22 protein-coding genes are annotated in these 21,825 nt (G+C 71.9%); 10 read left to right on the forward strand and 12 right to left on the reverse strand.

Features of this window, described 5'->3' with window-relative positions; all coding sequences use genetic code 11:
* Window positions 1–144: 144 nt before the first annotated feature.
* On the reverse strand, window positions 145–741 hold the full coding sequence (locus CKO43_RS14405; RefSeq protein WP_200379063.1) for a LicD family protein: 597 nt from the start codon (window positions 739–741) through the stop codon (window positions 145–147).
* A gap of 243 nt (window positions 742–984) precedes the next feature.
* On the opposite strand from CKO43_RS14405, the gene CKO43_RS14410 reads away from it, so the two are divergent.
* The 3 genes from CKO43_RS14410 to CKO43_RS14420 all read left to right on the forward strand — a co-directional run bounded on the left by CKO43_RS14410 (window position 985) and on the right by CKO43_RS14420 (window position 4,197).
* Window positions 985–2,010, forward strand: a complete 1,026-nt coding sequence (locus tag CKO43_RS14410; protein WP_200379064.1) for a polysialyltransferase family glycosyltransferase — start codon at window positions 985–987, stop codon at window positions 2,008–2,010.
* Window positions 2,011–2,077: 67 nt separating this feature from the next.
* Entirely contained in the window at window positions 2,078–3,103 is a 1,026-nt protein-coding gene (locus CKO43_RS14415; RefSeq protein WP_346728258.1) for a glycosyltransferase family 9 protein, read from the forward strand.
* 29 nt (window positions 3,104–3,132) lie between these two features.
* Complete coding sequence (locus CKO43_RS14420; protein ID WP_200228124.1) at window positions 3,133–4,197, forward strand: polysaccharide pyruvyl transferase family protein; 1,065 nt, start codon at window positions 3,133–3,135, stop codon at window positions 4,195–4,197.
* Here CKO43_RS14420 and gmhB read toward each other — a convergent pair.
* The 4 genes from gmhB to CKO43_RS14440 form a co-directional block, all read right to left on the reverse strand.
* Window positions 4,152–4,739, reverse strand: coding sequence for a D-glycero-beta-D-manno-heptose 1,7-bisphosphate 7-phosphatase (gene gmhB / locus CKO43_RS14425; RefSeq protein WP_200228123.1), 588 nt, complete (start codon window positions 4,737–4,739; stop codon window positions 4,152–4,154). The two genes, CKO43_RS14420 and gmhB, sit on opposite strands and share 46 nt — an antisense overlap.
* Window positions 4,736–5,212: a D-glycero-beta-D-manno-heptose 1-phosphate adenylyltransferase gene (gene rfaE2, locus CKO43_RS14430; RefSeq protein WP_200228122.1), complete on the reverse strand. Its 477-nt coding sequence runs from the start codon at window positions 5,210–5,212 to the stop codon at window positions 4,736–4,738. Before rfaE2 ends, gmhB begins: the two co-directional genes overlap by 4 nt.
* A 68-nt stretch (window positions 5,213–5,280) precedes the next feature.
* Window positions 5,281–6,234 carry a D-glycero-beta-D-manno-heptose-7-phosphate kinase gene (rfaE1, locus tag CKO43_RS14435; RefSeq protein WP_346728259.1) on the reverse strand — a complete coding sequence of 318 codons (954 nt, stop codon included), beginning with the start codon at window positions 6,232–6,234 and terminating at the stop codon, window positions 5,281–5,283.
* Window positions 6,231–6,800, reverse strand: coding sequence for a D-sedoheptulose-7-phosphate isomerase (locus CKO43_RS14440; protein ID WP_200228120.1), 570 nt, complete (start codon window positions 6,798–6,800; stop codon window positions 6,231–6,233). Before CKO43_RS14440 ends, rfaE1 begins: the two co-directional genes overlap by 4 nt.
* A gap of 238 nt (window positions 6,801–7,038) precedes the next feature.
* Here CKO43_RS14440 and CKO43_RS14445 point away from each other — a divergent pair, with 238 nt between their 5' ends.
* Window positions 7,039–7,353, forward strand: a complete 315-nt coding sequence (locus CKO43_RS14445; protein WP_200228119.1) for a ComEA family DNA-binding protein — start codon at window positions 7,039–7,041, stop codon at window positions 7,351–7,353.
* A gap of 46 nt (window positions 7,354–7,399) precedes the next feature.
* Here CKO43_RS14445 and CKO43_RS14450 read toward each other — a convergent pair whose 3' ends face one another.
* The 3 genes from CKO43_RS14450 to dnaE form a co-directional block, all read right to left on the reverse strand.
* A complete protein-coding gene (locus CKO43_RS14450) occupies window positions 7,400–7,741 on the reverse strand; it encodes a hypothetical protein (RefSeq protein WP_200228118.1) in 342 nt (113 codons plus the stop codon).
* A gap of 111 nt (window positions 7,742–7,852) precedes the next feature.
* Entirely contained in the window at window positions 7,853–8,335 is a 483-nt protein-coding gene (locus CKO43_RS14455; RefSeq protein WP_200379065.1) for a hypothetical protein, read from the reverse strand.
* An 85-nt stretch (window positions 8,336–8,420) separates the two neighbouring features.
* On the reverse strand, window positions 8,421–11,930 hold the full coding sequence (gene dnaE, locus CKO43_RS14460; RefSeq protein WP_200379066.1) for a DNA polymerase III subunit alpha: 3,510 nt from the start codon (window positions 11,928–11,930) through the stop codon (window positions 8,421–8,423).
* 97 nt (window positions 11,931–12,027) lie between these two features.
* Between dnaE and CKO43_RS14465 the strand changes: the two genes are divergently transcribed.
* Window positions 12,028–12,984, forward strand: a complete 957-nt coding sequence (locus CKO43_RS14465) for an alpha/beta fold hydrolase (RefSeq protein ID WP_200379067.1) — start codon at window positions 12,028–12,030, stop codon at window positions 12,982–12,984.
* 1 nt (window position 12,985) lies between these two features.
* Here CKO43_RS14465 and CKO43_RS14470 read toward each other — a convergent pair whose 3' ends face one another.
* Window positions 12,986–13,921 carry a threonine/serine dehydratase gene (locus CKO43_RS14470; RefSeq protein ID WP_200379068.1) on the reverse strand — a complete coding sequence of 312 codons (936 nt, stop codon included), beginning with the start codon at window positions 13,919–13,921 and terminating at the stop codon, window positions 12,986–12,988.
* Window positions 13,922–13,977: 56 nt separating this feature from the next.
* Here CKO43_RS14470 and argE point away from each other — a divergent pair, with 56 nt between their 5' ends.
* On the forward strand, window positions 13,978–15,147 hold the full coding sequence (argE, locus tag CKO43_RS14475; RefSeq protein ID WP_200379069.1) for an acetylornithine deacetylase: 1,170 nt from the start codon (window positions 13,978–13,980) through the stop codon (window positions 15,145–15,147).
* Here argE and CKO43_RS14480 read toward each other — a convergent pair.
* Complete coding sequence (locus CKO43_RS14480) at window positions 15,122–15,841, reverse strand: DUF599 domain-containing protein (protein ID WP_200228112.1); 720 nt, start codon at window positions 15,839–15,841, stop codon at window positions 15,122–15,124. The genes argE and CKO43_RS14480 overlap by 26 nt on opposite strands.
* A gap of 59 nt (window positions 15,842–15,900) precedes the next feature.
* Window positions 15,901–16,602, reverse strand: a complete 702-nt coding sequence (locus CKO43_RS14485; RefSeq protein ID WP_200228111.1) for a pirin family protein — start codon at window positions 16,600–16,602, stop codon at window positions 15,901–15,903.
* Between the two features lie 75 nt (window positions 16,603–16,677).
* Between CKO43_RS14485 and CKO43_RS14490 the strand changes: the two genes are divergently transcribed.
* The 3 genes from CKO43_RS14490 to CKO43_RS14500 are packed head-to-tail and all read left to right on the forward strand — an operon-like array spanning window position 16,678 to window position 18,898.
* Complete coding sequence (locus tag CKO43_RS14490) at window positions 16,678–17,658, forward strand: LysR substrate-binding domain-containing protein (protein WP_200228110.1); 981 nt, start codon at window positions 16,678–16,680, stop codon at window positions 17,656–17,658.
* An 8-nt stretch (window positions 17,659–17,666) separates the two neighbouring features.
* Window positions 17,667–18,533: a tRNA glutamyl-Q(34) synthetase GluQRS gene (gene gluQRS / locus CKO43_RS14495; protein WP_200379070.1), complete on the forward strand. Its 867-nt coding sequence runs from the start codon at window positions 17,667–17,669 to the stop codon at window positions 18,531–18,533.
* Window positions 18,534–18,556: 23 nt separating this feature from the next.
* Complete coding sequence (locus CKO43_RS14500; RefSeq protein ID WP_200228108.1) at window positions 18,557–18,898, forward strand: FKBP-type peptidyl-prolyl cis-trans isomerase; 342 nt, start codon at window positions 18,557–18,559, stop codon at window positions 18,896–18,898.
* Between the two features lie 61 nt (window positions 18,899–18,959).
* Here CKO43_RS14500 and CKO43_RS14505 read toward each other — a convergent pair whose 3' ends face one another.
* Window positions 18,960–20,459, reverse strand: coding sequence for a DEAD/DEAH box helicase (locus tag CKO43_RS14505; protein WP_200228107.1), 1,500 nt, complete (start codon window positions 20,457–20,459; stop codon window positions 18,960–18,962).
* Window positions 20,460–20,867: 408 nt separating this feature from the next.
* Between CKO43_RS14505 and CKO43_RS14510 the strand changes: the two genes are divergently transcribed.
* A complete protein-coding gene (locus CKO43_RS14510; RefSeq protein WP_242481174.1) occupies window positions 20,868–21,605 on the forward strand; it encodes a DUF2087 domain-containing protein in 738 nt (245 codons plus the stop codon).
* Window positions 21,606–21,825: the final 220 nt, after the last annotated feature.

Genomic DNA, 21,825 nt, shown 5'->3' on the forward strand with positions numbered 1-21,825 from the left:
GGCGCAAAACGGCACGACAGGGCCAGGCAAGGTTGTTCTCGAAGCTCTGCCGCGAGAAATCGATGGGCAGGATGGGGCGACGGGCTTGGGACATGCCGGCGGGCGCAGTGGGTTCGACGCCGAGCGCGCGGGCACTGGCCGGCGTCAGCCCTTGAAGTCGCCGACGATCGTGCGCTCGTCCTTGCCGCAGTCCCATTCGCGCACGGGGATGCGCCAGTCGCCGTACTTCGCCGACAGGTAGCCCTCGACGTCCAGCGGAATGCGCAGACGGCGGCCGCAGTAGTCGACGGTGTCGAAACCGGCGTAGTGCCGGGCGTCGACGGACATGACGCGGTCCTTGGCCACCCAATGCATGCGACCGGCAGCTGGGTACTTGGCGAAGATGTCCAGCCGCGGCCAGCCGCGCGCGAACACGAGGTGGCGTGCGGCAAGCTTCACGATGCGGGTCTGGCCGCGCTGCCAGCCGTGCGCAGGATCGTCCGCGCGAAACTTGCGCAGCGAGATCCGCCAGAGTTTCAGGCGCAGTTGAAGGCGAAGCTTGATATCGAGCCGGTCGATGTCCGCGGCGGGAATCGAAATATCGAGGTCGTGATCCCAGGGCAGCAGTTCACGGTCGCGGACGAGACCGAGCAGGGTGCCACCTTCGAGGTGATAAGGGATCTGGTGATGGTCCAGCAGCTCGACGACATCGAAGAGCAACCGGCGGCCGGCTGAAATGTCCAGCGGTGGCTCTTGGGCCATTCATTCTCCTGCTCCAGGCCGCGTGAGTATACGAGCAGGAGCCCCGTAGCGCCCTTCGGCTACAGCAATATGACAACGGGGTCGTGACGCAAGTCGTCACTTGACAGCAACCAACGCTGCCTACGATCCGCTGTTTGCCTGAGCCGCCCTGTTCGATCGGGGGCAACTTGTCCCGGGCGCGCCGCAAGCCGAGGGCGCGGTGCCCGGCACGCCGGGTGATGCACCGTCCCCTGCGGGAACTCCATGAGCACCACCGCCGTCTATTTCGTCGCCTCGCCGCTGCAGTACCTGGCCGCGCGCCAGATTGCGCGCACGCACGAGGCGCATTCGCGCCAGGTGCTGGTCTGGTACAAGCGCGGCGTCGGGCCGGTGGTCGACGCGGCCGAGTGGGATGCCTCGGCCTACATGCCCTGGCCACGCTGGGAACCGCTGCCGGGCGCGTTCGGTGCCCACCGCCGGCTGCTGGCCAACCTGCAAGAGGTCGCCGCGCTCGTCGGCCGCTGCGACGAGCTGCACCTGCACAGCGCGGTCTACGACACCGAGGCCGTCAACTACTTCCTGCGCGGCCTGCCGCGCTTGTGCGGCGCCCGCACGATGCGCGCCCGCATCCTGCCCGACGGCGTGCTCAGCGTGCGCCGCTACCCGCTCGGTCCGACCAAACGTGCGCTGCAGCAGCTGCGCCACCTGCGCCGGCTGGCGGCACCCGAGCTGGCCTACTGGAGCTTCGCCGGCGACCGCATCGGCTCCGACGCGCCGTTCTGCGACCGCATCTACGTGCTGCCCGGCCTGCCGCACGAGTACCCGGCCGACAAGGTCGTGACACTGGCGCCGCTGGTCGCCCCGGCCGCCGCGGCGCATGCCGGAGCCCCACGCGCGCTGGTCGTCGGCCAGCCGCTGCAGGGCGCCGGGCTGGCCGACGCGGCGCAGCGCGACCGCATCGGCGCCGCGATGCAGCACTGGCTGCAGGAGCAGCACATCGACGCCGTCGACTACAAGGGCCACCCCAAGGATCCGGCGCGCGAGCTGCTGCAGCCGGGCTGGCGCGTGCTCGAACTCGACGAACCGCTGGAAAGCTACATGCAGCACGAACCCTACTCCGCCGTGCTGGGCGTGCGCTCGTCGGCACTGCTGTTCGCGCGCCAGATCTACGGCCCCGAGGTGCGCGTGCTCGCGTTCGGCTGGGAACGGCTGCACTTCAAGTCGAACGCCGAGCAGGCGGCGATGACACGCGCCTTCGACGACCTCGGCGTCACGCTGCTGCCGGCATGAGCGCTCAGGACTTGTCCGGGGCTCATTCCCGCCTGCCGGACCGGCCGACAGGCCGGAGGGTGCCCCAGTGAGCGTGTCCGGATCCACCCCGCCCCGCACCCTCGTCGTCCACCACCGCTCCGGCATCGGCGACCTCGTCTGGCACATCCCCTACCTGCGCGCGATCGCCGCCGCCAGCCGTGACGGCCGCATCACGCTGCTGGCGCGGCCGTCCTGCCACGCCGCCGACGTGCTCGCCGGCGAGCACTGCGTCGCCGAGGTGATCGAGTTCGACCACCGCCCGCGCGCCGGCGAACGCCGACGCGGCCGCCACGACTCGCTGGCGGCGCAATGGGCGCTGGCGGGCGAACTGCGGCGCCGGCGCTTCGACCGCATCGTCATCTTCGCCAGCCGGCCGCGTTATGCGCTGCTGGCGCTGCTGGCCGGCATCCCGCGCCGCATCGGCTTCGGGTTCTCGGCCGTCGAGCGCCTGTGGCTGAACCAGCCGCCCTACATCCGGCCGCACCAGGGCGCGGGCAACTGGGTCTACCCGGAAGCCACTGCGCTGGCCGTCGCCCACGGTTTCGTCGACGGCCCGCGCGTGCCGCGCATGCAGGTGCAGCCGCAGGCGATGGCGGCGGCACGCGACTGGCTGGCCGGGCTGCCACCGCGGCCGCTGGCGCTGTCGATCGCCTCGTCGGAAGCACGCAAACACTGGGGTGACGCGCGTTATGCCGAACTCGCCGGCGCACTGGCTGCCGACGGCCACGGCCTCGTGCTCGTCGGCGGCCCGGCCGAGGCGGCCCGCGGCGCCGCCATCGTCGCCGCCGTGGCCGCACCGCTGCGTGCGCGGGTGCGCGCGCTCACCCAGCCCTCGGTCCAGCTCACGGCCGCGGTGCTGCGCCACACGGCGCTGTGCGTCGGCAACGACACCGGCGTGCTGAACATGGCCGTCGCCAACGAGGTGCCGGCACTCGGCCTGTTCGGCGCGACACCGCCGCTGCACCACGACCCGCTGCTGCAGGCCTTGTGCGGCGACGGCATGGAAACGATTGCCGTCACCGATGTGCTGGCGCACCTGCGTACGATGCTCGCCTCGAACCCCGCCCCTTGAACCGCCCGGCCCCTGCCGGCCCGCGCGCCATGCCCAACATCCTGTTCTCGACCACGCGCCAGTGGAACCCCGGCGACGAATTCATCCTGATGGGCTGCCTGAACGCGCTGCGTGCCGCCGGCCTGGACTTCAACCCGGTCATCTTCAACCGCAACCCGCAGATCCGGCGCGCCAAGCGCATCGACCCGGTGGCGCTGCTTCAGCGCGCCTTCGGCGAGGGCCGGCGCCAGGCCTTCCTCGACAACTCGTTCAAGGACTCGATGTCGCTGGACTGGATCGACCTCGTCGTCTTCGCCGGCTCGCCCGAGTGGCGCGGGCGCCGGCTGGCGCCGCTGTACGACGCGATCGCACGCGCCGGCACGCCGACGGCCTTTCTCGGCCTGGGCACCGTCAAGCCCTTCCGCTTCGACCACGAACACTTCAGCGAGGCCGAGACCACGGTGCTGAAGGCGGCCCGGCTGATCGCCTGCCGCGACCCGCTGACCACCGCCTCGCTGGCGCCGCTGCCGGTGCGCCAGATGATCTGCCCGGCGCTGCTGGCCGCGCCGCACGAACGCCAGCGCGACAGCGTGCGCCGCATCGCGCTGATCTACGGCCACCCGCTGGCCGCGCGCCACAACAACGTCGCCGAGGCCACGCACGCCTTCCTCGTCGCGCTCTACCGCAAGCTGATCGAGCGCCTGGGCGCGCAGCACGAGTTCGAGTTCGTCGCCCATTACGTCGACGAGCTGCCGCTGTTCGAGCGCGACTTCCCCGGCGCGACGATCCGCTACTCCTACGACGCCGCCGACTACGTGCGCATCTACGACCGCTACGATCTCGTCGTCGGGCACCGCGTGCACGGCGTCGGCCTGTCGGCGTCGCTGGGCGCGCCCGGGCTGTGCGTCGGCCACGACCGGCGCGGCGATACCGCACGCGGCTTCGGTGCCGAGATGATCGAGGTCGGCGCCGACGTCGACACCGTCGTCGAGCGCGTGCGCGCCGCGATCGACGAAGTCGCCGGCCGCAGCGCCGCGCTGCTGGAACGCAAGGCGCAGCTGCGCCGCGACTACGTCGAGGCCCTGACCGCCGCCGGGATCACCCGGCTGGGCTGAAGCAGCCCGGACTGCACCGCCGCGGCGAGCGAAGGCGCCACCGCGTCGGCGATCGCCGCGCCCTCGGCATCGGCGGTTTCGGCGACGAGCACGACACGGCCGACACCGGCGGCGCGTGCCGCCTGCGCGTCGCTCGCCTTGTCGCCGACCAGCACCGAGTCCGCCAGCGTCAGGCCGAGCTCCGCTGCGGCACGCAGGATCAGCCCCGGTGCCGGCTTGCGGCAGTCGCAGTCCTGCGCATAGGCCGCGACCGAGCCCTGCGGGTGGTGCGGGCAGTGGTAGACGCCGGCCAGCGGCGCCCCGGCCGCGGCGAGTTCGGCCTTCATCCGCGCCGTCAGCGCCTGGTAGTCGGCCTCGGTGTAGTAGCCCCGCGCGATGCCGGACTGGTTGGTGACGACCACCAGCAGCCAGCCGGCTTCTTGCAGGCGGCGCATCGCGTCGACGGCACCGGGCGCGAACTCGAAGTCCTGCCAGCGGCCGACGTAGCCGTGGTCGACGTTGACGACGCCGTCCCGATCGAGAAAGACCGCGCGCGCGCTCACGGAGCGGCGCGGATGCGCTCGACGAGCCGGGTCGTCGAATAACCGTCGACGAAGCTGATGGCCTGCGCCCGGCCACCCCAGCTGCGCACCAGGCGCGTCTCTTCGAGCGTCTCGATGTCGTAGTCGCCGCCCTTGACGTAGACGTCCGGGCGCAGTTCGGCCAGCAGCTCGACCGGCGTGCGTTCGTCGAAAAAGGTCACGAGCGACACCGACTCGAGCGCGGCCAGCACCAGCGCGCGGTCTTCCTCGCGGTTCAGCGGCCGGTCCGGGCCCTTGCCCAGGCCACGCGCCGAGACGTCGCTGTTGACGCCGACGACGAGCGAGCCGCCGAGCGCACGCGCACGTTCGAGGTAGCTGACGTGGCCGCGGTGCAGCACGTCGAAGACGCCGTTGGTGAAGACCCAGGGCCGCGGCAGCGCCGCCAGCCGGGCCGGCGCGTCGGCGCGCGCGCAGAGCTTGTCATTGAAGCTCAATGCGGCACCCTCCGGCCTGACGGCCGGTCCCGCCAGGCGGGAATGAGCCCCGGACAAGTCCTGAGGGCTCATGCGAACAGCTCCCCGTAGCCGACGCTGGCGGTGCCGAAACGGCCGACGACGATGCCGCCGGCGCGGTTCGCCCAGGGCATCGCGTCGCGGGCCGGCAGGCCGGCAGCCATCAGCGCGGCCATCGTCGCGATCACGGTGTCGCCGGCGCCGGTGACGTCGAAGACCTCGCGCGCGTCGGCGTCGACGTGGTGTTCGCCGTCGTCGCCGAACAGCGTCATGCCCTCTTCCGAACGCGTCAGCAGCAGCGCCGCGAGGCCCAGGCGCTGGCGCAGCGCGGCGGCACTTTCGCGCAGCTCCTGCTCGCTGCTCCAGCTGCCGACCACCTGCGCCAGCTCGGCGCGGTTGGGCGTGATCAGGTTGGCGCCGGCATAACGCGAGTAGTCGCTGCCCTTGGGGTCGACGAGCACCGGTTTGCCGGCGGCGCGTGCCATCGCGATCATGCGGCCGACGTGCGCCAGGCCGCCTTTGCCGTAGTCGGAGAACAGCACCGCGTCGTGGCCGGGAAGCTCGCGCTCGAAGTCGTCGAGCAGCTGCGCCAGCACCTCGTGCGTCGGCTGGCTCTCGAAGTCGATGCGCACCAGCTGCTGCTGGCGGCCGATGACACGCAGCTTGACGATGGTGCGCAGCTGCGGGTCGGCACCGAGCACGGCGCGCACGTCCTGGGCTTCGAGCAGGGCGCGCAGCCGGCGTGCCGGCTCGTCGTCGCCGACAACGGTCAGCAGCGTCGTGCCGGTGCCGAGCGCACGCACGTTGAGCGCGACGTTGGCGGCGCCGCCCAGGCGCTCCTCCTCGCGGTTGACACGCACCACCGGCACCGGCGCCTCGGGCGAGATGCGGTCGACGGCGCCGTGCCAGTAACGGTCGAGCATGACGTCGCCGACGACGAGCACGCGGCGCGCCGCCAAGGCGTCGGCCGCCGGGCGCGGCCAGGTCGCACGCGCGGCCGTCACGCCAGCCCCAGCTGGGTTTCGACCAGGCCGCACAGCGTGTGGCCGATCAGGATGTGCGCTTCCTGGATGCGCGCCGTCGTCGTGCTCGGCACGACGACGGCCTGGTCGCAGCGCGTGCGCAGCGCGCCGCCGTCGCGGCCCAGCAGGCCGATGGTCGTGATGCCCAGCTCGCGCGCGGCGTCGACCGCGCGCAGCACGTTGGCCGAGTTGCCGGAGGTCGAGATGCCCAGCAGCACGTCGCCGCTGCGGCCCAGCGCGCGCAGCGGGCGCGAGAACACCTCGTCGAAGGCGTAGTCGTTGGCGATGCTGGTCAGCGCCGAGGTGTCGGTGGTCAGCGCGATCGCGGCCAGCGGCCGGCGGTCGTGGACGAAGCGGCCGGTCAGCTCGGCGGCGATGTGCTGGCTGTCGGCGGCCGAGCCGCCGTTGCCGCAGATCAGCAGCTTGCCGCCGGCCTGCAGCGCGCGCGCGATCGCTGCGGCGGCCGCTTCGACGTCGGCGGAGAGTGCATCGAGCCGGTCGAACAGCGCTCGGTGTTCAGCCAGGTTGTGGGCGAAAAGAGAGGTCATCGCAGGGTCTGCATCTCGTGCGGCGCGGACGCGCGGCACCGGTTGGGGACTATAGCCGCGAGCCCCCCGCACCGAGGGTGCGGGGACGCAAGCACTCGCCCGCCACGGTGCCCCGCCAGGAGGCGCCCGGCGGGGGGATGCCGCAGCCCGGCCAGCGCTCGAAGAATGCGCCCCGTGCATCGCCGGCATGGGGCCGGCGGGCCGCCACGACGGCACCCGGTGCCGAGGGAGTGTTCCGATGAAGCGAGTCCTGCGCCCCGTCGCCGCGCTGCTGTTCGCGGCTTTCGCCTTCAACGCCATGGCCGCGGTCGACGCCAACCAGGCCAGCCAGGCCGAACTGGAGACGGTCAAGGGCATAGGCCCGGGGCTGTCGGCCAAGATCCTGGAAGCGCGCAAGACCGGCGCCTTCAAGAACTGGTCCGACATGGTCGAACGTGTTCCCGGCATCGGCGACGGCAACGCCGCACGCTTCTCGCAAGCCGGGCTGACGGTGGCCGGCGCCGCCTACCCGGGTGGCGAGGCCAAGGCGGCCAAGCCTGCCAAGGCCAAATAAGCCGCGGCGCGGGCAGCCCGGCAGCACGCCGCCGGCGCCCGCGCCCTCAGTCGCGGCGCTCGTCGCGCCGGTCCTCTCGGCGGTCCTCGCGCCGCTCTTCACGACGGTCTTCACGACGGTCTTCACGGCGATCCTCGCGGCGTTCCTCGCGGACTTCGCCGACGACGTCTTCGCGCCTATCCTCACGGCGGTCTTCGCTCCGGTCCTCACGCCGGTCCTCGCGGCGATCTTCGCGTCGGTCCTCGCGGCGCTCGGAGCCGTCCCGCGCCAGCGTCACCGCGGCGCGGTCCTGGGCGGGTGCGGTGGCCGAGGGTTCGGCCGCCATCGCGGCGCCGGCGGCCAGCACGGCCGACAGCAGCAACACGCTCTTGCAGGCAGTTCGGTTCATCGTCGTGTCCCGTGGAACTGGAGATGACCAAGCCTAGCCTGCCCTTCGCCCCACACCCATCGGCGCAGGCCGCGGCCGCGCGTGCGAACTGTCCGACGCCGGTGCCGCGCTTCAGTCGCGCGGGCCGTGGCCCGGCGGGCCCTTGGGTCCGTGGCCGTGGCCTTGCGGGCCCCGATCGCGGTCGTCGTGACGCGGCCCCGGCGGGCCGCCGCGACGGTCGTCGCCGCGCGGGCCACGGTCACCGTCATAGACCGCACGCGCCGGCATCACGTGACCGCGGTACCAGCGGTGGTCGACGAAGTACACCGGCACGCCGCAGGCACGGTAGTCGCGGCAGTAGCGGCGCCAGTTGCGGCGGTGCTCCACCGGCACCCACATGTAGACCGGTTGCGGCGCAACGGCCACCGGCCGCCCGATCAGCACCGGCTGCTGCACGATGAGCTGCGGTTGCGGATAGCGGCCGATGTCCACGCGTCCGTAGACGCCGGGCTGGCTGATCTCGACCGACACGCCGACGCTGGTGGCATGGGCGGCACCGCCGGCCAGCGCCAGCGCCAGCGCGGCCAGGGTCGCGGCTGCGATCGTCTTGTTCATCGAGGCTCCGGAAATAGGCTCATGACAAGACAACGGCGCGACCGGCACTCCGGATGTCAGCGGGACGCCGGCGATACAAAACATTTCATTCGTAGATGATGGACGCGTTGCCGTGTTCGGCGATCGTCTTCCAGCGCGCCAGCGCCTCGTCGCAGGGCCAGAAGCGGGCTTCGTCGCCGAGGTCGATCTCGCCGACGGCGGTCGGCCGCTTCAGCTTGAGCCGCACGCCCAGCCCCTGGCGCTGTTCACCGTTTTCGGTCTCGACGCGGTGCGCCGGCCAGAGCTTGAGCACGTCGGCCACCGGCGGCAGCCCGCCGTTGACCTCGACCGACAGGTAGCGGCCGAAACGTGCGCGTGCCGTCGCCAGGTCCCAGATCTGCTGGGCGTTCAGGCGCAGGCCGCCGGAGAAGCGGTCGGGCTGCAGCTTGCCGACGACGATGACGAGTTCGTCCTCGCGCAGCAGCTCGCGGCTGGCGTCCAGCAGTTCCTCGTTGGCCACGGCCTCGATCGCCTCGCTGCCGTCGTCGAGCTTGAAGATCGCGACGCGCCCGCGCTGGCCGTTGACGACACGCAGCTCGGAGACGATGCCGGCGATCGACTGCGGCTCGCGCGAGTCGACGAGTTCGACGATGTCGCGGCGCACGAAACGCCGTACCTCGTCGCGGCAGGCGTCGAACAGATGGCCCGACAGGTAGAAGCCGATCGCCACCTTCTCCTGCATCAATCGCTCGCGCACCTGCCAGGATTCGACCGCCACCAGCGCCGGCTCCTGCGTGCTCGAGCCGTGCGCGTCACCGAAGTCGAACAGCCCGCACTGGTCGGCGTTGGCCGCCTGGGCATCGGCCCATTCGAAGGCCAGGCTGACGCTGGCCAGCGTCGCGGCGCGGTCCGGGTGCAGCGAATCGAAGGCGCCGGCCTTGATCAGCGCCTCGACGACCCGCTTGTTGACGCGCTGGCGGTCGACACGCGCGCAGAAGTCGAACAGGCTGCGGAAAGGCCCGCCGCCGTCGCCGTCGCGGCCTTCGCGTGCGGCGCAGATGGCCTCGATCGCCCCGGCGCCGGTGCCCTTGATGGCACCCAGGCCGTAGCGGATGCGTTTGTCCTCGATCGGCTCGAAACGCAGCGTGCCGCGGTTGACGTCGGGCGGGTCGAAGCTGATGCCGAAGAGCTTGGCGTCGGCCAGCAACACCTTCAGCTTGTCGGTGTTGTCGGCTTCGATCGTCATGTTGGCCGCGAAGAACTCGGCCGTGCAGTGCACCTTGATCCAGGCGGTGTGATAAGCCAGCAGCGAGTACGCGGCGGCGTGCGACTTGTTGAAGCCGTAGCCCGCGAACTTCTCCATCAGGTCGAAGACCTCGTCGGCCTTGGCCTCGGGGATGTTCTTCTTGGCCGCACCCTCGCGGAAGATGACGCGGTGCTCGGCCATCTCCTCAGCCTTCTTCTTGCCCATCGCGCGGCGCAAGAGGTCGGCGCCGCCGAGCGAATAACCGCCCAGCACCTGCGCCGTCTGCATCACCTGCTCCTGGTAGACCATGACGCCGTAGGTCTCGCCGAGCACGGTTTCGAGCAGCGGGTGCGGGTACTCGACCTTCTCCTTGCCGTGCTTGCGCGCGACAAAGGTCGGGATCAGGTCCATAGGCCCCGGCCGGTACAGCGCGTTCAGCGCGATCAGGTCTTCCAGCCGGCTGGGTTTGGCCTCGCGCAGCATGCCCTGCATGCCGCGCGATTCAAACTGGAACACCGCCTCGGTCAGGCCGTCGGAGAAGAGCTTGTAGACGCGCTGGTCGTCCAGCGGCAGCGTCTCGTAGCTGAAGTCCTTTCGGTTGGGGCGGCGCGCGACGATGTACTGGCGCGCCAGCTCCAGGATGGTCAGCGTCGCGAGGCCCAGAAAGTCGAACTTCACCAGGCCGATGGCCTCGACGTCGTCCTTGTCGTACTGGCTGACCGCGCTGTCGCTGCCGGGCTGCTGGTACAGCGGGCAGAAGTCGGTGATCTTGCCCGGCGCGATCAGCACACCGCCGGCGTGCATGCCGATGTTGCGCACCATGCCTTCGACACGCGTGGCCAGCGACAGCAGCTCGGCCACCTCTTCCTCGGCGGCCTCGCGGCGGTCGATCTCGGGCTCTTCCTGGCGCGCGTAGATGATGCCGGGGTCGGGTTTCTCGGGCACCTTGGCCAGCGTCACCGTCTTGCCCGGCGGTGCCGGGATCAGCTTGGCGATGCTGTCGACGTGGCCGTAGCCCATGCCCAGCACGCGGCCGACGTCGCGCAGCGCGGCTTTCGCGGCCATCGTGCCGAAGGTCGCGATCTGGCCGACGGCGTCGCGCCCGTACTTCTCCTTCACGTACCGGATGACGCGGTCGCGGTTGCCCTGGCAGAAGTCGATGTCGAAGTCAGGCATCGACACCCGTTCCGGGTTCAGGAAACGTTCGAACAGCAGCTTGTACTGCAGCGGGTCCAGGTCGGTGATGAACAGCGCGTAGGCGACCAGCGAGCCCGCGCCCGAACCCCGCCCCGGGCCGACCGGGCAGCCGTTCTCCTTGGCCCAGACGATGAAGTCCGAGACGATCAGGAAGTAGCCCGGGAAGCCCATCTTCAGGATGGTGGCGAGCTCGAACTCCAGGCGCTCGACGTACTCGGGGCGGCGCTTGTCGCGCTCCTCCTGCTTCGGGAACAGCGCCGCCAGGCGCTTTTCCAGGCCTTCATGCGAGGCCTTGCGGAAATAAGCCTCGATCGGCGAGCCGTCGGGTGTCGGGAAGTCGGGCAGGCGCGGCTTGCCCAGCACCAGCGTCAGGTTGCAGCGGCGCGCGATCTCGACGGTGTTCGCGAGTGCGCTCGGCACGTCGGCGAACAAGGCCTGCATCTGGGCCGCGGTCTTGAAGTGCTGCTCGCGCGTGAACCGTTTGATGCGTTTCGGATTCGCCAGCGTCTCGCCTTCGGCGATGCAGACACGCGCCTCGTGGGCCTCGAAGTCGTCGGGCTCCTGGAACTGGATCGGGTGCGTCGCGACCACCGGCAGGCCCAGGCGTGCGGCCAGCGGCACCGCGGCGCGCACCTGGGCTTCGTTCGTCGGCAGGCCGGCGCGCTGCAGCTCCAGATAGAAACGCTGAGGGAAGATCGCCGCCAGCTCCTGCGCCACCGCCGCCGCACGTTCGAGGTCGCCGTTCAGCAGCGCCTGGCCGACCGCGCCCATGTCGGCGCCCGACAGCGCGATCAGGCCGCCGGAGAGTTCACGCAGCCACTCCCATTTCAGCCAGGCCTGGTTGCGCTGGACGTTCTGCGTCCAGGCGCGCGCCAGCAGCTCGCACAGGTTGAGGTAGCCGGCGCGGTCCTGCACCAGCAGCACCAGGCGCGTCGGCTGGCGCTCGGCGGCGTCGGCGAGCGGGTCCATCCAGACGTCGACACCGACAATGGGTTTGACGCCGGCGCCGCGGCAGGCCTTGTAGAACTTGATCGCGCCGAAGAGGTTGGACAGGTCCGTGATCGCCAGCGCCGGCTGGCCGTCGGCACGCGCGGCGGCGGCCGCGTCGTCGATGCGCAGCGTGCCGTCGACGACTGAAAACTCGGTGTGCGTGCGCAGGTGAACAAAGGGCATCCGGGCATTGTAGGGAGCGGGTCCGGCGGCCCGGAGCCGGCCCGGGCCCTCCCTACAATGCCGCGCACCCGCCCCGCACCAGCCTCCCGTCCCCGCCATGCGCCTGCTGCTACGTGTCATCGGCCTGCTGCTGTTGCTGACGGCCGCGCTGCTGGCGATGTCGCGGGCGCCGGAGCGCAGCGTCGAGTCGCTGGTGGCGCGCTGGGCACCGCCGCCGTCGGACTTCATCGACTTCCGCGGCCAGCTCGTGCACCTGCGCGACGAAGGCCCGCGCGCCGACCCGCTGCCCATCGTGCTGCTGCACGGCACCTCGTCCAGCCTGCACACCTGGGAAGGCTGGGTACGGGCGCTGGCCCCGCGGCGGCGCGTCATCACGCTGGACCTGCCCGGCTTCGGCCTCACCGGCCCCTGGGACGAGGCTTACGCCGGCCGGCCTTACGACGGCGAGACGCTCGCGCGCTTCGTGCTCGAACTGCTCGAGCACCAGGGCGTGCACCGTTTTGTCGCCGGCGGCAACTCGCTCGGCGGCGAGGTCGCGTGGCGCCTGGCGAGCCTGGCGCCGGACCGGGTCGAGCGCCTGATCCTGGTCGACGCCAGCGGCACCGTCTTCAAGTCCGGGCAGGTGCCGCTGGCCTGGCAGTTCGCACGCCTGCCGGGCGCGGCGACCGTTGTCGAATGGGTGCTGCCGCGCACCGCGGTGAGCCAGGGCATGACCGCCGTCTACGGCGACCCGTCGCGCATCACGCCGGAACTCGTGGACCGCTATTTCGAGCTGACGCTGCGCAGCGGCAACCGGCGTGCGCTCGTCGAACGCCTGCGCAGCGCGAGCTCGGGCGCCGACGCCGAGCGCATCTCGACGCTGCGGCTGCCGACGCTGATCCTCTGGGGCGGCCGCGACCGGGTGATTCCGCCGTCGGCAGCCGCGGACTTCGCGCGCCGCATCCCCGGCAGCCGCGTCGTCGTCTTCCCCGCGCTGGGTCACGTGCCGCAGGAGGAAGACCCGGCGCAGACGGTGGCGCCGGTCATCGAGTTCCTGGGGCTGGCAGCGCGCTGAATCAGCCCAGCGTCGCCGGGTCGAGGTTGGCGCCGCAGACGACGAGCGCGACGCGCTCGTGTGCAGCCGGCACGACGACGCCGCTCCACAAGGCCGCCAGCGGCAGCGCCGCGGCCGGTTCGACCGCCAGCCGCAGTTCGCGCCAGATGCGCCGCTGGGCGTCGCGGATGGCCTCGTCGGCGAGCAGCCGCGAGGCGACCGGGTGGCGCTGCACGACATCCCACGCGATCGTGCCCAGGCGGCGCGCGCCGAGCGAATCGGCAGCGACGCCGCCGACCTCGACGTCGACCGGTGCGCCGGCGGCGAGCGCCGCATGCAGCGTCGGCGCGCGTTCGGGCTCCAGCGCCTCGACGACCGTGCGCCCTTCGAACCACGCGGCGATGCCGGCGACGAGCCCGCCGCCGCCGACCGAGACCAGCACACGCTCGGGCAGGCCGGCTTCGGCCTCGATCTCGGCGGCCAGCGTGCCGGCACCGGCGACGACCTCGGGCTGGTCGTAGGCATGCATCAGCAGCGCGCCGCTCTCGCGCTGACGCTCGAGGCAGGCGGCGTAGGCGTCGGCATAGGCCGCGCCGTGCACGACGACACGCGCGCCGAGCGCCGCCAGCGCGGCGCGTTTGGCCGCGCTGCTGATCTCGGGCACGAAGACCTCGCAGGCTACGCCCAGCGCACGCGCCGCCGTCGCCACCGCGATGCCGGCGTTGCCGCCCGAGGCGACGACGACGCCGGCCGCGGGCAGCGGCAGCGAGCGCATGCGGTTGAACATGCCGCGCGCCTTGAAGCTGCCGCCGATCTGGTTGTGCTCGAGCTTCAGCCAGATCTCGGCGCAGCCCAGCCCGAGCGCGGCACCCGGCAGCCGCCACAGCGGCGTGCGGCGCAGGTCGCCGGCGGTGCGCCCCGCCGCGGCGGCGATGTCGTCTCGATCGGGAATCTTCATGAGCTCATGCTAAGCCGCAGGCGCGGCCGGTGCCCGCGGCGGGCTACAGTGCTTCGATGCAGTCTGTCGTCCCCTCCCCCGAAGGCCTGGCCTGGGCGCAACGCCTGGTGCGCCTGGACACCGTCAGCGAACACTCCAACCTGGAGCTGATCGAGACCATCGCCGACCACCTGCGCACGCTGGGCGTGCCGCTGCGGCTGACACGCGACGAGAGCGGTCGCAAGGCCAACCTGTTCGCGACCCTGGGCGCGCCGCGCCCGGGCGGCGTCATCCTGTCCGGCCACACCGACACCGTGCCCTGGGACGGCCAGGTCTGGAGCGAAGACCCGCTGTCGGGCAGCGTGCACGACGGCCGGCTCTGGGGCCGTGGCAGCGCCGACATGAAGGGCTTCATCGGCCTCGTCGTCGCGCGCACCCGCGCCTGGCTCGAAGCCGACCTGCCGCTGCCGCTGCACTACGCCTTCAGCTACGACGAGGAGGTCGGCTGCTTCGGCGTGCGCCACCTGATCGCCGACCTGAAGGACGCCGGCATCGCGCCGGCCGCCTGCATCGTCGGCGAACCGACGCAGATGCTGCCGGCACTGGCGCACAAGGGCGTGCACCGCTGGCGCTGCTGCGTGAAGGGGCGCGCGGCGCATTCGTCGCTGGCGCCGCGCGCGGTGAACGCGATCGAGGCCGCGGCGCGCCTCGTGACCGTCGTCGCCGACATGGGCGAACGCTGGCGCCGCGAAGGGCCGTTCCAGCACGGTTTCGACGTGCCGCATTCGACCGCCGCGGTCGGCGTGATCGCCGGCGGCATCGCCGACAACATCGTGCCGGCGGACTGCCGCTTCAACTACGAATTTCGCGAGCTGCCCGGCAGCGACGCCCAGGCGATGCAGGCCGAGGTGCGCGCCGCGGCCGCGGCGCTGGAGCCGGCGATGCAGGCCGTCGACCCGGCCACCGGCTTCGCCTTCGAGCCGATCTGCTCGATCCCGGCTTTCAGCGCCGACGCCGACGAACCCGCGGTGCGGCTGGCGCGGCGCCTGGCCGGCGGCGGCGAGACCACGCTGGTCGCCTTCGGCACCGAAGCCGGCCTGTTCCAGCGCGCCGGCATCTCCACCGTCGTCTGCGGCCCGGGATCCATCGCCCAGGCGCACCAGGCCGACGAGTACGTGACGCTGGAGCAGCTGGCGCGCTGCGAAGCCTTCCTGGACGGGCTCAGGCGCCCAGCGGCGGCTTGCTGAGTTCGGCCAGCACCTCGGACTCGAACTCGCGCCGGAACAGGATGGTGACGACGCAGACCATGCCGACGATCAGCGCCCAGGGCGACAGAAACCAGGCGCAGGCGGCAAAGCTCATGTAGTAGGCACGCAGGCCGTCGTTGAAGGACTCGGCGGCCAGCCCCATCACGCGCCCGGCGCGCTGCGCGAAGGCGTCGCGCTGGGTGTCGTCGGCGAACTGCTCCGGATGCGGCGCCGAACCCACCAGCAGCGCGCCGAAACCGTACTGGCGCAGGCTCCAGGTGAAGCGGAAGAAGGCGTAGATGAAGGTCGCCAGCAGCAGCAGGATCTTCAGGTCGAAGATGAGCACCGTGCTGTGCGCGGCGAACGGGATCTCGTGCACCAGGTCGGCGACCCGTTCGGCGCTGGACAGCACGGCGAACAGGCCGCCGATGATCAGAATCGTCGTCGATGCGAAGAACGAGGGGCTGGAGCTGAGCGCCTGGACGACGCCGCCGTCGACGATGCGGTTGTCGCGCAGCGTCACCTGGCGCATCCAGCGGGTGCGTTCAAGGTTGGTCGCGCCCAGCACCGAGGGCCGGCGGCGCGAGCGCCGGCGCGCGAAGACGGCGTAGCCGACCCAGCCGGCGAAGTAGAAGACGAGCGCCGCCCAGTCGGGCAGCGGCATCTCGTGCAGCAGTTTCGAAAGTACATCCATGGGCGCGCGACTGTAACGGCGGACGGCGACAGCTGCGCATCGCCGTCCGTCGCGGCCGGTCAGCGCGCCAGGTCGAAGACCAGCACCTCGGCGCCCTGGCCGCCTTCGAGCACGAGCCGGGTCTCGCCGTCCAGCGTCAGCGCGTCGCCGGCGCCGAGCGCGACGCCGTTGGCGCGCAGCGTGCCGCGCGCCAGGTGCACATAGGCCAGGCGCGCCGGGTCCAGCGCCAGCTCGGCACGTTCGTCGCCGTCGAAGAAACCGGCGCGGATGGCGGCGTCGGCGTGCACCGTCACCGAACCCTCGCGGCCGTCCTCGGACGCAACCAGCAGCAGCCGGCCGCGTTTGTCGGCGTCATCGAAGCGTTTGTGCTCGTAGCCCGGCGTGATGCCGGTGGTGCGCGGCAGCAGCCAGATCTGCAGGAAGTGGGTCGTGCCTTCGGCGTGGTTGAACTCGCTGTGGCGCACGCCGGAGCCGGCGCTCATGCGCTGGACCTCGCCGGGGCGGATCACGCCGCCCTCGCCGCCCAGGCTGTCGCGGTGCGCGAGCTCGCCGTCGAGCACGTAGCTGACGATCTCCATGTCGCGGTGGCCGTGGGTGCCGAAGCCGGTGCCCGGGGCGACGCGGTCGTCGTTGATGACGCGCAGGTTGCCCACGCCCATGTGCGCCGGGTCGTAGTAGTCGGCAAACGAGAAGCTGTGCCAGCTCTTGAGCCAGCCGTGGTCCGCATGTCCGCGGTCGGAGGATTTGCGCAGCGTGATCATGGATGGAACTGTAGGCAGCGCCCCGCCCGAGGGGGGCGACTGCGCTTGAAGGTCCCGTTCAAATAAGATGAAGCCATGACCGAACGCCGTCACGCCCTCACGCCCGAAGCGCTGCAGATGATGGACACCATCGCGCGCACCGGCAGCTTCGCCGCCGCCGCGCGTGAGCTCGGCAAGGTGCCGTCGGCGCTGACCTACAGCGTGCGCCAGCTCGAGGAGGCGCTGGACGTGCTGCTGTTCGACCGCAGCTCGCGCCAGGCGCAGCTCACGGCCGCCGGCAACGAGCTGCTGCACGAGGGCCGCCGCCTGCTGCAGGAAATGGACGCCGTCACCAACCGCGTGCGCCGCGTCGCCCACGGCTGGGAGACGACGCTGTCGCTGAGCGTCGAGGACATCCTGTCGATGACGACGGTGTTCGAGCTGGTGCAGGCCTTCTGCGAGATGCGCGACGGCTGCCCGACCGACACCCGCGGCGGCCCGGCGACGCGGCTGCGGCTGCGCAACGACGTGCTGGCCGGCACCTGGGAGGCGCTGGTCTCGGGCCAGGTCGACCTCGCCATCGGCGTCGCCGGCGAACACGCCAACCCGGGCGGCATCGAGCTGCGGCCGCTGGGCGAGGTCGAGTTCGTCTTCGTCGTCGCGCCGCACCACCCGCTGGCGGCGTTCGAGGACGCGCTGAGCGATGCCGAGCTGGTGCACCACCGCGCGATCGCGGTCGCCGACACCGCGCAGCGCCTGACACCGGTCACCGTCAACCTGCTGCCCGGGCAGGACGTGCTGACGGTGTCGACGATGCGCGCCAAGCTCGACGCGCTGCTGCGTGGCCTGGGCTGCGGCTTCGTGCCCGAGCCGATGGCGCGCGCCCACCTCGAGGCCGGTCACCTGGTGCACAAGCAGACCCAGCGCGGCAGCCACCCGGCGCGGCTGCACTACGCCTGGCGCGCCGAACGCAGCGCGCTCGGCCTGGGGCGTGCGCTGCAGTGGTGGCTGGGCCAGCTCGAGAGCCCGACGACGCGGCGCGCGCTGATCGAGCGCCACGCGGGCCCACTGGACTGACGCTCGCGGTGTACCGCGGCCGTTTCGCCCCGTCGCCGACGGGCCCGCTGCACGCGGGCTCGCTCGTCGCCGCGCTCGCCAGCTGGCTGGACGCACGCGCACACGGCGGCGCCTGGCTGCTGCGCATCGAGGACGTAGACACGCCGCGCTGCGTCGCCGGCGCCGACCGCGTCATCCTCGGCCAGCTCGCCGCCTGCGGCCTGGTGCCCGACGAGCCGCCGTGGTGGCAGTCGCAGCGTGGCGGCGCCTACGCCGACGCGCTGCAGCAGCTCGCCGACGCCGGCCGCGCCTACCCCTGCGCCTGCACCCGCCGCGACATCGAGCAGGCGCTGGCCGCACGAGGCCTGGCCCACGAACGTTTCGCCGAACGGGTGTACCCGGGCACCTGCCGCGACGGGCTGGCCGGCCGGCCGGCACGCGCCTGGCGGCTGCGTGTCGAAGGCCGCGTGCACTGGCACGACCGCCGGCTCGGCGAAGCCGGGCAGGACGTCGCCGCCGAGGTCGGCGACTTCGTGCTCAAGCGCGCCGACGGCCTGTGGGCCTACCAGCTCGCGGTCGTCGTCGACGACGCGGCGCAAGGCATCACCGACGTCGTGCGCGGCGAGGACCTGGCCGACAACACGCCGCGCCAGATCCTGCTGCAGCGTGCGCTCGGCGTGCCGACGCCGCGCTACCTGCACACGCCGCTGGTGCTGGGCGCGGACGGCCACAAGCTGTCGAAGCAGAACGGCGCGCAGGCTCTGGACCTGGCCGACCCGCTGGCCGCGCTGCGCACCGCCGCGGCGACGCTGGGGCTGCCGCGGCTGGGTGCGCGTGGGGTCGCCGACTGGCTGGCATCGGCGGTGGCCGCCTGGGCTGGCATCATCGCGGGCTAGGCACGATTCCAGGAGGAACCCGCATGAGCTTGAAGATCGAGGACAGCGTCGCCGGCAGCGGCGACGAAGCGACGCCCGGAAAGCGCGTCAAGGTGCACTACACCGGCTGGCTGCACGACCCCGCCGCCGCCGACGGCCGCGGCCGCAAGTTCGACTCCAGCAAGGACCGCGGCGAGCCGTTCGCGTTCCCGCTCGGCGCCGGCCACGTGATCCGCGGCTGGGACGAAGGTGTTGCCGGCATGAAGGTCGGCGGCACACGCGTGCTGACGATCCCGCCCGAACTCGGCTACGGCGCGCGCGGCGCCGGCGGCGTGATCCCGCCGAACGCGACCCTGGTGTTCGAGGTCGAACTGCTCGGCGTCTGATCCGGCGCAGGCATGAAAAAAGGGCCGGCAATGCCGGCCCTTCGTTCATCTGGTGCGCGCTTTAGACGTCGCGTTCGCGGCGCGGGCCGGGCTTGCCGCCGCCGAACTTGGCGCCGGGCTTCTGGAAGGGCTTGCCGAAAGGCTTGCCCGGACGGTCGCCGAAAGGCTTGCCGCCGCCTTCACCGAAACGCGGGCCGCCGCTCTCGAACGGGCCACGCGGCGGGCGCGCTGCCTGGAAGCCTTCGTCGCGGCGCGGCGCCGGGCCGTCCCCCTGCGGACGCCCCGGGCCGAAAGACTTGCCCGGGCCACCGAAGGACTTGCCGTGGAAAGGCTTGCCGCCCTGCGGACGCGCACCAAAGGTCTTGCGACCCGGCATCGGACGCTGCGGCGCCGGTTCCGGCTGCTTGGGCTCAAGGCCTTCGATCGTCGCCGACGGGATGCGCTGCGTCGTGAAGCGCTGGATGCGCTGGATCATGCCGGCGTCGCCACGTTCGGCCAGCGTCACGGCCAGACCCGAACGCCCGGCGCGGCCGGTGCGGCCGATGCGGTGCACGTAGTCCTCGGCCTTCATCGGCAGGCCGAAGTTGATGACGTGGCTGATCGTCGGCACGTCGATGCCGCGCGCGGCGACGTCGGTGGCCACGAGGATCTTCAGGTCGCGCGAGCGCAGGCCCTGCAGCACCCGGGTGCGACGGCCCTGCGGGTGGCCGCCGTGCAGCGAGGCGACGTGGTGGCCCATGTCGGCCAGGCGGTCGGCGAGCCAGTCGGCGTCACGCTGCGTGCTGGTGAAGACCAGGGCCTGCTCGACGCTGCGTTCGGTCAGGATGTGGTCCAGCAGCGCGTTCTTGTGCGCGAAGTTGTCGGCCCAGTGCAGGCGCTGCTCGATGTCGGCGTGCACGTCGGTGTGCGAGGCGATCTCGATGCGCTGCGGCTCGCGCAGCAGGTCCTCGGCCAGGCGGCCGACGTGGCCGGCGAAGGTGGCGCTGAACATCACCGTCTGGCGCGCAGCCGGGGTGGCGCGGGCGATGTGGTGGATGTCGTCGATGAAGCCCATGTCGAGCATGCGGTCGGCTTCGTCGAGCACCAGCATCTCGACGTTGTCGAGCACGGCCTTGCCGCTGGCCATGTGGTCCATCAGCCGGCCCGGGGTGGCGATGAGCACGTCCAGCGGGCCACGCAGCGCCTTCAGCTGGGCGCCGTAAGGCACGCCGCCGACGATGGTGGCCACACGCAGGCCCTGCACATGGCGGCCGTAGTCGACCGCCGCCTTGGCGACCTGCATCGCCAGTTCACGCGTCGGCGCCAGCACCAGGATGCGCGGGCCGCTGACGACACCTTTCTCACGCCGGCCGGCATCGCCGCGGGCGTTGAGGATGCGCGTCAGCGCGGGCAGCACGAAACTCGCGGTCTTGCCGCTGCCGGTGCTGCTGGAGACCATCAGGTCGGATCCCGCCAGCGCCAGGGGAATGGCGCGCGACTGGACTTCCGTCGGGTTGGTGTAGCCAGCATCGGCCACGGCACGGGCCAGGGCTTCGGGCAAGCCCAGGGTATCAAAACTCATTCGTCGTCTTTCGAGACAGGACGGCCGGCCCGGGCAAGCGCCAGGGCATCCACCATCCAAGGGTGAAGTCGCATCCAACATGGGGGCGACGGCATCGCCGCCGACCCGAGGAATGCGGCCGCAGGGCGCGGCTCGACGAAAGGTCAGAGGGGATGAACGAACGGCGTCAACCAGGACGCCGAGGGCCGAATTGTATCGGATATCGAGCTTCCGCGGGTGGCGTTACACTCCGCGGTGGTCGGCAGTTCACCCAGGCGTCGCCGCGCGGGCCTCTCCCGCGAGCTAAACCTGCCATCCATCCCCGTCAGTCGAGGACAGCTTCTTCACCGGAGCGCTGCGCCCGGCCGGCAAGTCGGCGACCCCCGGCACCCCGTCCTCGGGGCGGCGCCGCGCTCGCGAGGAACCATCATGTCCCGTGAAGCCCTGCCCCTGGTCGCCCCCGACCTTTCCGCTTTCGCGCGTTCGTTAGGCAGCGCGCTGAAGACCCGCCCGAGCGCCGAACCACCCGGCCATGTCGAGCTGCTGAACCTGCTCGCACGCGCCGCCGGCCACCGCAACGTGCAGGCGCTGCGTGCGGCCAGCGAACGGCCGCTGCCGGCGGCGCCGCTGGCCGCCGAAGACCGCCCGGTGCTGCCGCTGTCGGCCAACGCGCGCAAGGCGCTGATGCAGTTCGACAGCCGCGGGCGCCTGGTGCGCTGGCCGCACAAGTTCAGCGTGCAGCGCCTGGCGATGTGGGTGCTGTGGACGCTTTTCGACGGCCGCCGCCGCTACAGCGAGCGCGAGGTCAACGCGATCCTGGTGACGGCCAACGCCTTCGGCGACCACGTCACGCTGCGCCGTGAACTCGTCAACCACCGCCTGCTGGCGCGCAAGAGCGACTGCAGCGAGTACTGGAAGCTGCCGGCGCGCCCGGACACCGAGGCCCAGGCGCTGGTGGCGGCCTGGCGGGCGCGCCGGCCGGTACCTTCAGCGCGGCGCGAGATGGCGGTCGAAGAACGCCCTCGCCCGCGCCGCGGTGCCGGCGTGCAGCCGGGCGCGGTCGAGGCCGGCCGGGTCGAGGCAGATCGCGGCGGCGAAAAAGCGCCCGGCGGCACTGCAGCGCATCAGGAAGGCGTAGTGCGTGACACCGGGCAGCAGTTCGACTGAGACGCCCGGCACCTGGCCCCAGGCGCGCAGGTCGGCGAGATCGACCTGATCGTCGCCCTCGCCGACGACGACCTGCACCGGCGGCGCCAGCGGCTCGTGCGAGAGCGCGGCCGACATCGCCGGGGCGATGACGAAGGCGGCGCGCACACGGGCGTCGTGCAGGTCGGCGTCGGCGCGCGCGAGCGAGGACGCGAAGCCCTCGCTGCGCTGCAGCGCGGCG

The organism is Rubrivivax gelatinosus, from assembly GCF_016583785.1.
Lineage (GTDB): Bacteria > Pseudomonadota > Gammaproteobacteria > Burkholderiales > Burkholderiaceae_C > Rubrivivax > Rubrivivax gelatinosus_B.

Bases quoted from the DNA above. Each gene is read 5' to 3' on its own strand.
- CKO43_RS14405 (WP_200379063.1), bottom strand. From the start codon at position 741: ATGGCCCAAGAGCCACCGCTGGACATTTCAGCCGGCCGCCGGTTGCTC.
- CKO43_RS14410 (WP_200379064.1), top strand. From the start codon at position 985: ATGAGCACCACCGCCGTCTATTTCGTCGCCTCGCCGCTGCAGTACCTG.
- CKO43_RS14420 (WP_200228124.1), top strand. From the start codon at position 3,133: ATGCCCAACATCCTGTTCTCGACCACGCGCCAGTGGAACCCCGGCGAC.
- CKO43_RS14440 (WP_200228120.1), bottom strand. From the start codon at position 6,800: ATGACCTCTCTTTTCGCCCACAACCTGGCTGAACACCGAGCGCTGTTC.
- CKO43_RS14445 (WP_200228119.1), top strand. From the start codon at position 7,039: ATGAAGCGAGTCCTGCGCCCCGTCGCCGCGCTGCTGTTCGCGGCTTTC.
- CKO43_RS14450 (WP_200228118.1), bottom strand. From the start codon at position 7,741: ATGAACCGAACTGCCTGCAAGAGCGTGTTGCTGCTGTCGGCCGTGCTG.
- CKO43_RS14455 (WP_200379065.1), bottom strand. From the start codon at position 8,335: ATGAACAAGACGATCGCAGCCGCGACCCTGGCCGCGCTGGCGCTGGCG.
- dnaE (WP_200379066.1), bottom strand. From the start codon at position 11,930: ATGCCCTTTGTTCACCTGCGCACGCACACCGAGTTTTCAGTCGTCGAC.
- CKO43_RS14465 (WP_200379067.1), top strand. From the start codon at position 12,028: ATGCGCCTGCTGCTACGTGTCATCGGCCTGCTGCTGTTGCTGACGGCC.
- CKO43_RS14470 (WP_200379068.1), bottom strand. From the start codon at position 13,921: ATGAAGATTCCCGATCGAGACGACATCGCCGCCGCGGCGGGGCGCACC.
- argE (WP_200379069.1), top strand. From the start codon at position 13,978: ATGCAGTCTGTCGTCCCCTCCCCCGAAGGCCTGGCCTGGGCGCAACGC.
- CKO43_RS14480 (WP_200228112.1), bottom strand. From the start codon at position 15,841: ATGGATGTACTTTCGAAACTGCTGCACGAGATGCCGCTGCCCGACTGG.
- CKO43_RS14485 (WP_200228111.1), bottom strand. From the start codon at position 16,602: ATGATCACGCTGCGCAAATCCTCCGACCGCGGACATGCGGACCACGGC.
- CKO43_RS14490 (WP_200228110.1), top strand. From the start codon at position 16,678: ATGACCGAACGCCGTCACGCCCTCACGCCCGAAGCGCTGCAGATGATG.
- CKO43_RS14500 (WP_200228108.1), top strand. From the start codon at position 18,557: ATGAGCTTGAAGATCGAGGACAGCGTCGCCGGCAGCGGCGACGAAGCG.
- CKO43_RS14505 (WP_200228107.1), bottom strand. From the start codon at position 20,459: ATGAGTTTTGATACCCTGGGCTTGCCCGAAGCCCTGGCCCGTGCCGTG.
- CKO43_RS14510 (WP_242481174.1), top strand. From the start codon at position 20,868: ATGTCCCGTGAAGCCCTGCCCCTGGTCGCCCCCGACCTTTCCGCTTTC.